Here is an 11,381-nt window from a genome sequence, read left to right on the forward strand (position 1 = left end):
TTTAACCTTTAAAATTTTTTATCATTATCTTATTTATAAAAACCGGAGATTTGAATCCTCCGGTATACTTAAATTATTTTAATCTTAGTAAAAATCTGAGATAAGTCACATTAATCTATACAAAAATTTATGTAATAGTTATTATTTATTTAATTTTCTTATTTCTTCATTATTATCAATTTTAATTTTTAATTTTGGAGTTTTATCTTTTAATTCTAAGCCTGGTACAATTAATTTTCCATTTTTAATATCAATTTTTCGTCAAATCCCTAAAATTGTTCCACTAATAGTTGCCATTCCGAACAAGATTAACAATGATAAGGCAATTCCAACACCCAGTTGGACTCCAGATCCTGTTATACCAAGGTCTACTACTCCAGATTTTCCTAATGAAATAAGTGCAAACACAAGTATTCCTCCATGGGGGGCTCCAACTTTAATTCCAAAAAAACCTACAAATATGCCTATGAAAAGTCCTCCAATCATAGAACATATTCCAACCCTTTTGGCGTCATTAATCATGAATGGAATTGCCCCCTCTGTGATAAAACAACAACCCATTATTCAATTTGCTTTGGCAGCGTCACGTTCTTTTGTAGACCAAACATTTGGAAATATTAATGTGCTTATTGCAATCATGAGTGGAGGCATCATTCCCGCGAATAATGACGCTGCCATTATAATGGTTTGATCTTCATAAATACCAGATGACTGGTCTGTTATTAGCGTTTTTCCAACAGATAGAGTTCCTAAAGTATATGCTATTTTGTTAATTGGACCACCCATGTCAAAACACATCATTAATCCAATAATAGCAGCTACTATAGGTAATAGTTTTTTATTTGCCATTCATTGAAGACCTTTTGAAATAGACCCCATTAAATATCCTAAAGGAATATTAATAATAAACATTGTTACAGATATAGCTAATAATGATACAACAGGAATAAAGACAATGTCTCTAGCACCTGTAAAAGCCTTTGAAAAATTGGAGAATCATCGAGTTAATAGCATTACATATAATCCAGCTATGTAACCACCGAATATTCCACCAACAAATCCAGATTCTACATGAGTAACTCCAGGGATTATATCCCACATATTAGACCATCCCCCAGGAGAACCATATGCAAATGGCATAATTGAAGATGAAAATAAACCAGCTATCATTCCAGGCATTAATCCTTGTATTCCAACCAAAGCATAAGCGATAAAACCAGCCAATATTGGTACCATCATACTTAAGCCAGTTTTACCAATTGCAGCAAATCAAGCAGACACTTGTCTATGAGTACCAAATGTGCCATCTCCAGTTGTTCCCATATCACATAAAAATGCAATACCTAGGATTATACCACCCCCAACAACAAATGGCAACATTCTAGATACACCGGCTAATAAATTACCCTTAATATCTTTAAATTTTTTAAATGAAAATTCAACATCGTCCTCATTATCTGAGGCTCTAGATTTATAGGTTATTTTTTTTGGATGATTATTAAAATTCATAATAAGATCCTTACCCTTATAAATTGCCTCTTGAGAAGTTGTATCAATTAACTCCTTACCAGAAAATCTCCCACTATTAGATATTGACTTTTCATGGGCAAGAATTATTATTTTTGCATTATCTATATCATCTTGATTTAATCTGTTTTCTGTTCCACGTCTTCCTTGAGTTTCTATTTTGACTGTTAATCCCAATTCTTTTGCATATTCTTCCAATTTTTCCTGGGCTAGATATGTGTGAGCTATCCCGGTTGCACATGCGGTTACACCAACAACATCATAAAATCCATTATTAGAAATTATTTTTTCATTATTTTTTTTAGATTTGCTTGCCAAAACTTTAATAAGACCTTCATAGTTTTTTGATAATCTTATTTTATCAACATTTTCCTTTTTTATTAATACGGATGATAATGAGGACAAAGCCTTTAAGTGTTCTTCTCCACCATTTTCACCATTTGTTGCAATCATAAATACTAAATCCACAGGTTTATCATCCGCTACTGTTCTCCATGAATTTATTGGTTTCTTTAGTGATGCAAATGCTATCACAGTCTCCTTAACAGTTTTAGATAATGCGTGTGGCATGGCAATTCCCATTTCCATCGCAGTTGATCCGCTTTCTTCTCTTTTTTTAATAGCTTTTAAAAATTCTTTTTCAGATTCAATATAATTATTATCCAAAAGTTTTTTTGATAAATAGTAAAATAATTCTTCCTTTGTTTCGAATATTTGATCAAAAACACATATACCATTTTTAAATAAATCTTTTAATTCCATATTATTCTGCCTCTTTTATTTCTATAGTGTTCAAATATTTTATTATATCTTTTTTGTAAGCCAACCATTCCGAAAATGCAGTGGCTCCCCCACATGCCGATGCATACATGAGCCTTTCTTTAATGCTCATTCCTTTGTATAACCCATAAGCAAAGCCAGCAACCATGCTATCGCCAGAGCCCACAGAATTAATCAAATCTCCTTTAGCTATGCCTGTTTTATAAATTTTATTATCTTCTGTAAAAAATATCGATCCCTTGGCCCCCATACTTAACAGTATATTCCGAGCGCCAAGTTTTTTTAAATCTTCAACTAGTAATTTAACTTCATTAAGTGAATACTCTCTGTTTTCAAATTTTTTTCCAAGTATCTCACATATCTCTTGTATATTGGGTTTTATTAAATATGGTTTAGCTTTTAGGGCTTTAATCATTTGAATATGTGAAGTATCTAGTATAAATACCACTTCTTTTTGTAGACATAAATCTCCTATCCTTTGGTAAATAGAGGTATCTGTATTTCTTGGCAAAGAGCCAGCGGCTATTAAAATATCCCCCTTTAAAAGTTTATTTGATAATTGTAAAATTATTTCATTAATATTGTTTTTATTAACAATAAAGCCAAGACCATTCAATTCAGTTTCTTCTTTTCTTGATAAATTCTTTATTTTAAAATTTGTTCTTGTCAAACCGTCAATTATAATAAAATTGTTATTGATATTAAATTCTTTAAACTTATTCACAAAAAAATCACTGTTGTCTTTGCCTAAAAAACCTGTGGCATAAACTTCAGCTTCTAGTTGGTTTAAAATAAATGCAACATTTATTCCCTTTCCCCCAATAAATGAATATGAATTTGTATAATAATTTGTTTCATTAATTGAAAAACCATTTGTCTCAATGGTAACATCAATTGCTGGGTTAAGTGTAATAGTGTAAATCATAGTTACCTCAAATTAAGTATACCATATTAATTAATAATTAATTTTGAATATTTTTCTTTTTATTTTCAATTCCATTACTTTAAGGTATATTATTTTTTTTAATAGTAGAAAAAAGACTCTAAGTAGACTAGTTAATCTAATAACTATTCTACTTTCTTTTTGAATTATAATTTATTTCCTTTATTAAATTTCAATTTTTAACAATTTTTTGGAAACAATTGTAAAAATGTTTCATATTTCTAAATATTCTACCGAATGATTTGAAAAACTTTTGTTTAACCAAACCATTTAAGCTCTCTGTCGGAAAATTGTGTTTAAAACCACTATTAGACATTGAGTGAAATATATTGTCTGAGCTATCAACATAATCATAAATAGATTTATTTGCAAACGCAGTTCCACGATCTGATTGAATAATTATTTTTTTATTTTCATTCTTAGCAGAATTGTTAATTTTTTTTATAACTTTTAAAACATTAGCAGAATTTTCTGTTGGCTAAAACGAACATGAAATAATATTCTTTTTACCTTTTAAATAGAATCTAAAATATGTACCATCAATCCCGACAACATTTGGGGTTTTATAGTTATTCTTGACATGGTCATCTCTGACATATTGATTGTGATTTGATGAAAAATAATTTCGTTTTTTTGATCTGGATACTGTTTTAAAAATATTGGGATTTTCTTTAGCAACTCTTCTTATCATTTTAATTGATACATTTTCACCTTTTTCAAGTAATATTCAGTTATGAATATCTTGAGCACTGGTTACAATCCCCTTGTTTATTGCCTTAAATTCAAAAATATAGTCTAGAGCCTTTGAATAACTAATATTAACATAATTTGGTATAGAAGGAATATCCAAACATTTTTTATAGATCTCAATTGGCGATTTAAGATTTCATTTTACCTTAAATTTTTTGTATGTGTTTTTTGTAATGGTAAAATATTTAATCAATTTATTTGTACCAATGCCATACATTGCCTCAAACATATAAATTTGAGAACTAGCATAATGTTTATATATTTTGGTTTTAATACTTCTAATTTATCATTCTTACCATCCTCATCAAATTGATTATCATTGTTGCTGCGCAAGAAAGAAGAGACTTTTTTAGAACTTCAATTTCTCCTTGAATAAGTAATTTTTCAATCAAATCATTTTCATGTTGTTTTTGCAATAATGCGTTTTTTTTCTTAAGTTCCTTAATTTCTTTTAGATTTGTCTTCAATTCAGTTGTCATATATTCTTTTGTTATTTTTTTTGACATCTCATTCATTGCTTTACACTTATCAATACTTTTAGAATAACAAAATTTTTCATTTTTTTCTCAAATATATATTAATTGTGAACCTGAAACAATATTTAGTTCATTGGCTATTTTTCTAACATTTTCTCCTTTTTTAAATCTTTGTAATGCCATCTTTTTTACATTTACACTATATCTCTTACCCATTGTAGTTCTCCTCTAATTAAAGAAAAATTATTTTTTTTAATTATCGGTTTACTTAGAGTCACTCATTCTTAGCATTAGTTTTTATGATTCTTTATAGTATAAAATCATAAAAACAAATAATAATAAAACAATTACATCTCTAAAAATATGTGAATTTGCTCATTTTATCACTATTACAATAACTCCCTGTACTACTCTATTAACCCATCTACTTGGCATGAATTATCTGGTGATTTGCCCACATTTATCGCTTTATAAAAAGCAAATAATTGTGTTAGTACAATATAATTTATTTGAATAAAATCTTCATATTCACTCTCTAATGAAAAATACTCATCACAGAATGATTCTATTTTTTTTTCATTTATACAATCCAAAACTATTATTTTATCACATTTTTTTTGTGTGTAAAGTTCCTTTAATAAATCAATATCATATTTTCTTTTATTTGGTTCAACACTTAAATAAACAAACACCATTGTTCCCTCATTCAATATATATTTTGCCATGCGACGGAATCCTAATGGTGAATTATAAAAAGTTTCTATATTACCACCGGTCAATTCTAAAATCATTAAATGTGATTTTTGTGCTATTCCTTTTAAATTAGAAGCACCTAAATACACAATTCTCTCGATTGATAAATTTGCTAGATATTTTATCCTCTCGTAATTTTCCCTAATATTATTATTAACACATTTTGCCAAATCGGTAACAATTTTTCTATACTCTTCAGGTTCATCAACCCTAAAAAATAACAATGCAGATAATATCATACCGGTAAAACTCGATGTCTTTACAAAAGATTTATCATCAGATCTGCTGGGAAGCGTAAATACAAATGTATTTTTATTCTTACGACCTTCAATTCACAGTTTTCCTTTTGAATTACATGTAAATATTAGATGTCTACAATCTAAAACAAAATTATTTACAATATTATATGTTTCTATAATTTCGGGCGAATTTCCACTTTTTGAAAATGATATTAATAACAATTTCTCTTTTGGATCAATGTATTCTTCAATATACGGAATAATATCTGTGCTCGATATGCTCCGGGCGTTATAACCTTGCTGAATAAGTGTGTTAACAATAGAATTACCTATAAATTCAGAAGAACCAACTCCTGTAAATATTATCTTAAAACTTTTCTTATTGGCTCATATTTTCTTCATAAACTTATTTATCTTGTATTTAATCTTATCAAATAACCTTACTATTTCTATAAAGACTATCCCTTGTTGGCAAATTTCATTCAATGTGTCAAAACCTTTTATTTCTTCTAAATATTTATTTTCAAAATCTAATAACATTTCTCTTCCTTTCATAAATATAATACACTTTTTTAAAAAAATATGTTGGTTATGAATAATAAATGATGCAATTTTACTTTTTTTATGAGGTTATATAGAATATATCACTAAGAAGTCTAGAATACAAATAGCTAAATGTAATAAAAGTCAAAATCCTTAGTTTATTATAAAAAAATATAAAACTACATTCTGATAAGAATATTAAAATTTCTTGCAAAAAGATTTAAAAATATAGAAAGTGTAGAAAAAATAGCAAAAGAGCTGAATATATCTTCCAAACCACAATTGGTATATATAATGAAGAAATGACAGTGTTGTTATTCTAAAGATTAGGTAAATGTGACGAGAATAAAATTATAAAAATAAATAAAAAACGTTATTGATTTAAAAGAATTAAAAACAAAATAAAGGCTAAAAAATAATTATATATAGCATATCTAAATAACTTATTATTAAAAAAATAAAGTATTTGAAAAATGAAATTAATATACAAAATTAAAAATTTATAAAAATTACTTTTGTTCCCAAATATATTTGTATAAAGTTTCAATTTAAATACAGATTTTTTAATTAAAATTTTGAAATTAGTAGAATAACATATTATTAATTTAAAGTAAAATTTAATCTTCTATTTCCTATATAAATATTTAATAACCATCATTTATTTTCAATTTTTCCATTATATATATTAGTAAGAAATTTTTTGCAATCAAAAGAAATTTACAAATTTATTAAAAAATATGAGATTTGTATAAGTTGTGGTAATATTTCCGATTGAAGTAATAATTTTCAACAAGAAAAACTTATCCTTTAAACTGATTAAAAAGCTGAAGTAATAAACAGAAACTTTCTATCAAAAAAACAACTAATTTGTTAAAGATGATTTAGCAAAAATGAATTATAAAATAACAAATCTAATTGAGCTTAATTTAACTATTTATAATTTTTTCAGAACATAAAAAATTATAAGGAAAAATTTAATTGTCTAATATCTTATATATAGAAAAAAAAGATTTTTTGTATGTTTGATAAGAATTAAAATATCTTAGTGTAATTAAGGTTCTTAAAATATATTAATATCTGCAAGAAACATAAATTAATAATTAAATTAGATCACAATGACATTTTCTGAGCATAATTATTTTTAATTTTGCAAGGTATAGTGGACAAATTACATATTCAAAGTCTACAAATACTTCGGCATAATAATATAATAAATATTTAAAAGCGTAATTGAGTCAAATTGAAAAGTTTTAATTATTTATTAAATAGAGTAAAAAGTTAATAAAACATTGAAATTTAATTAAGAAAGAATATAATATATTATTAAAAAAAACTAAGTGTATTCAGCGCACTTAGCTTTCCTTATTCCTAATAAACTTGCAAAAAAACACATTGCATAGCTAACAAAATACATTTAGGTGAAACACACTATATTACTCATTGGTAATTAATTAAAATATTTGAGACTTAATATAGTAATTAATATTTTTATGCTATAACAACATATGTAATAGAAATTAATTATTAATGTATAATAAGCATTTATAATTATTTTATCATCTTATAAATATTACACTATTTTAAATAAATATATTAATATTCATCTTTAAGTGCATCTATTCCTCTTTGTATAATTTCGTCAGGCTGTGATAATCCGGTTCCAGCAGGGATAAGATTTCCTAGCATAATATTTTCTTTTAAGCCTTCCAACTTATCAACTTTCCCTTTTATAATTGCCTTAACGAGCACTCTTGCGGTATCTTGAAAAGAAGCAGATGAAAGCCATGAAGATGATTCTGATGGTGCTTTCTTAATTCCATAAATTGTTCTCTTTGCCAATGGGGGTTTTTTGTCTTCATCCATACATTGTTTTACAATATCTTTATATTGTTTTTCATAAATAACTTCTCCAGGTAATAAGTTTGATTGACCAGGGTATGTAACTATTACTTTATTAAGCATTTGCTTAATAATGATTTCTATGTATTTTTCGGAAATCTCAATACCTTGTAGACGATAAACTTTTTGTACTTCTTTTAAAATATAATTTTGAACTGTTTCAATTTTACCAATCTCTAAAAGTTCTTTAATATCTATTGAACCTTCGGTTAATTTTTGACCACGCTCAACTTTATCTCCTTTTGCTACACGTAAAATCGCACCATAGTGAGACTTATATTCTCGCATATCTAATTCAGATTTAACTATTATTTTATAAATACCATCATCATCTTTTATTTCGCTAACGGTACCTTCAATTTGGGAGATAAGTGAAATTGACCCTTTTGGTGTTGTAATATCTAATAACTCCTTAATGCGGGGTAGACCTTGGGTAATATCTGAACCTCCAGCAACACCACCTGTATGGAAGTTCCTCATAGTTAATTGAGTTCCAGGTTCACCAATAGATTGGGCCGCTATAACACCTACAGGCTCACCAATAGAAACAATATCACCAACTGCTAGATTAATTCCATAACATTTTTGACAAACACCTCTACGGGATTCACATGTAAGCACACTTCTAATATTTACTTTTTTAATTTCTGAGGCAGCTATCTCACCAGCTATCTCAAAAGATATTATTTCATTTCTTTTTACATAAACTTTTCCGTCTTTATCAACAACATCATCAAATGCAAATCTTCCATAAATTCTATCTTTTATAGGAACAATAATATTGTTATGCTTTGTTTCAATAATATCAGAAACTATGAACCCTTTTGATGATTCACAATCTTCAATATCAACAATTATTTCTTGTGAAACATCAACTAATCTTCTTGTTAGATAACCCGAATCAGCAGTCTTAAGTGCGATATCCGCCATACCTTTTCTTGCACCGTGTGTTGAAATAAAATACTCCGAAACTGTTAAACCTTCTCTAAAAGATGATTTAATTGGTATTTCCTTAATATCACCTTTAGGGTCATTCATAAGTCCACGCATACCCACTAACTGAGTAAAGTTTGAAACATTACCCCTTGCACCAGAATCGGCCATAACAAATATTGGATTTTTAGGATCTTCTCTAAGTTTAGATTCTAATCTAACTTGAATTTTATCTTTAACATCTGACCAAATATTAATCACTCTTCTTTTTTTCTCAACAGCGGTTAACATACCGTTATCAAAAAATTCAGAAATTTTTTTAATTTTTATATCAGCTTCCCTAAAGCTTTCATATTTTTCACTATAAACAACAGCATCACCCGCAGAAATTGTTGTCCCAGATTTAGATGAAAATTTAAATCCTAGATCTTTCATATTATCTAACATTTGTGCTGTTTTATTTGCCCCATATGTTTTGAAGAATCTTTCAATTATTAATGATAGCTCTTTTTTTCTTATTGGGTGTTGTACATCATAATCATTCTTAATAAACTCCCTTATATCTATATTAGAATCAACAATAAATTTATTATAATTGTTCTCAGCGTTTAAAACTTCATAGTTGTTAATGTATGGAAATAACTCAATAAACATTTTATTAAAAATTATTTTACCAATAGTTGTGATTAAAAATTTATTTTTATCCTCATCCTTAAAATATTTATTCTCAAATGCAGAAATTAAGATTCCAACAATACAATTTAAATTAACAGAACCAGATTCGTATGCCAGTATTGCCTCATCTTGAGTTGCAAATATCATGCCTTCACCAGGCAAGCCTTTTTCTTCGGATGTTAAATAATAATTTCCTAGGATCATATCTTGTGTAGGTGTAACTATAGGCTTACCATCTTTTGGACCCAAAATAGCTTTTGATCCTAACATTAGCGCCCTAGATTCTGCTACAGCTTCATTTGACAAAGGTAAATGAACAGCCATTTGATCACCATCAAAATCTGCATTAAACGCTGTTGTAACTAATGGATGTAATCTTATCGCCTTACCTTTAACCAATTTTGCCTCAAATGCTTGAATTCCTAATCTATGGAGTGTTGGAGCCCTATTTAAAAGAATTGGGCGATCTTTAATCACCTCCTCTAATACATCTCATATTTTTTCATCTAAATGAGAAATCATTTTTTCTGCAACCTTAACATTATCTGCAAGATTTTTTTCTTGTAATCTTTGAATAACAAAAGGCTTAAACAAAATAATTGCCATATCACGTGGTATACCTGCTTGGTACATTTTTAGATCTGGCCCTATTGCAATAACACTTCTACCAGAGTAATCCACTCTTTTTCCTAATAGATTTTGTCTAAATCTCCCCTGTTTTCCTTTTAATGTAGAAGTTAATGATTTAAGTGCTCTTTTATCTTTTCCAGTAACTGGTCTAGCTTTTCTATCGTTATCAAATAATGCATCAACAGCTTCTTGTAACATTCTTTTCTCATTGTTAACTATAATGCTTGGAGCTTTCATTTTGATAACTTTTTTTAATCTTTCGTTTCTAATTATTATTCTACGATATAGGTCGTTAATCTCACTTGTTGTAAATCTCCCACCATCTAATTGGATAATAGGTCTAATATCTGGGGGGATAACTGGCAATGTATGAAGAACCATTCACTCAGGTTTTGCGTTTGAGGTTTTAAATGCATCTAAAATTTCCAACCTTTTCATCATTTTTATACGTTCATTTGTTGACTTGCTTTCATCGATCTGAGTTTTTAGTTTTTCAATTTCTTCATCAATATTAACCTCCTTTAACAAGGCTTCTAATGCTCTTGCCCCAATACCAAATTTAGCTCCTGTATATTTAGAAATAATATCACTAGCTTCATCCATTGAAAATGGAGTTGTTGGGTTTTTAAGTAATTCAATCATTGATTTTATTCTTCTATAATTATAAGAGGCTTCATCCACCTTTTCAACTGTATCCACACCTTTAAGAATATCATTTAATGTTTTTGCTAAAACCTCCCTCGTTTTCAAAGAGGTTTTTACCTTACCCAAGTCAAGTACCATACCCTTGTAAAGATGTTTAGTTGTTCCCGGTGTTAAAACAATATGGCTAACAAAGTAAATTACTTCTTCAGCTTCCTTTGTTTTTAAACCGAGAGTTGTTGCAATTCTTGATGGAGAAACTTTAAGCATTCAAATATGAGTTACAGGTTCTGCTAATTCAATATGACCCATATTTTCTCTTCTAACAATAGATTCAGTTATTTTAACACCACAATTTTCACAAATTTTACCTTTGTTTTTTACCTTTTTGTATTTACCACAATAACACTCATAATTTTTTGTTGGTCCAAATATCTTCTCATCAAATAAACCATCTTTCTCAGATTTTAATGTTTTATAGTTTATTGTTTCGGGTTTAGTCACTGGACCATTAGACCATGAACGAATTGTATCAGATGATGCTAATTCAATTTTTATGCCTGGTTTTGCTCTCAATTTATTAATTATATT

General features: G+C 27.9%; 6 protein-coding genes. All 6 read right to left on the reverse strand.

The window, feature by feature from the left end; all coding sequences use genetic code 4:
* Positions 1–141: 141 nt before the first annotated feature.
* The 6 genes from AAHM97_RS04965 to rpoC all read right to left on the reverse strand — a co-directional run bounded on the left by AAHM97_RS04965 (position 142) and on the right by rpoC (position 11,375).
* Positions 142–2,289, reverse strand: coding sequence for a fructose-specific PTS transporter subunit EIIC (locus AAHM97_RS04965; protein ID WP_342268843.1), 2,148 nt, complete (start codon positions 2,287–2,289; stop codon positions 142–144).
* A 1-nt stretch (position 2,290) separates the two neighbouring features.
* Entirely contained in the window at positions 2,291–3,232 is a 942-nt protein-coding gene (gene pfkB / locus AAHM97_RS04970; protein WP_342268844.1) for a 1-phosphofructokinase, read from the reverse strand.
* A gap of 496 nt (positions 3,233–3,728) precedes the next feature.
* Complete coding sequence (locus AAHM97_RS04975; RefSeq protein ID WP_342268845.1) at positions 3,729–4,217, reverse strand: hypothetical protein; 489 nt, start codon at positions 4,215–4,217, stop codon at positions 3,729–3,731.
* A 61-nt stretch (positions 4,218–4,278) separates the two neighbouring features.
* Entirely contained in the window at positions 4,279–4,692 is a 414-nt protein-coding gene (locus AAHM97_RS04980) for a hypothetical protein (RefSeq protein ID WP_342268846.1), read from the reverse strand.
* A gap of 191 nt (positions 4,693–4,883) precedes the next feature.
* On the reverse strand, positions 4,884–6,023 hold the full coding sequence (locus AAHM97_RS04985) for a hypothetical protein (RefSeq protein WP_342268847.1): 1,140 nt from the start codon (positions 6,021–6,023) through the stop codon (positions 4,884–4,886).
* A gap of 1,581 nt (positions 6,024–7,604) precedes the next feature.
* Positions 7,605–11,375, reverse strand: coding sequence for a DNA-directed RNA polymerase subunit beta' (gene rpoC, locus AAHM97_RS04990; protein WP_425288839.1), 3,771 nt, complete (start codon positions 11,373–11,375; stop codon positions 7,605–7,607).
* Positions 11,376–11,381 lie beyond the last annotated feature (6 nt).

Origin of the sequence: Spiroplasma endosymbiont of Aspidapion aeneum (genome assembly GCF_964031045.1) — a bacterium.
In the GTDB taxonomy this organism is placed as follows: Bacteria; Bacillota_I; Bacilli_A; order Mycoplasmatales; family Mycoplasmataceae.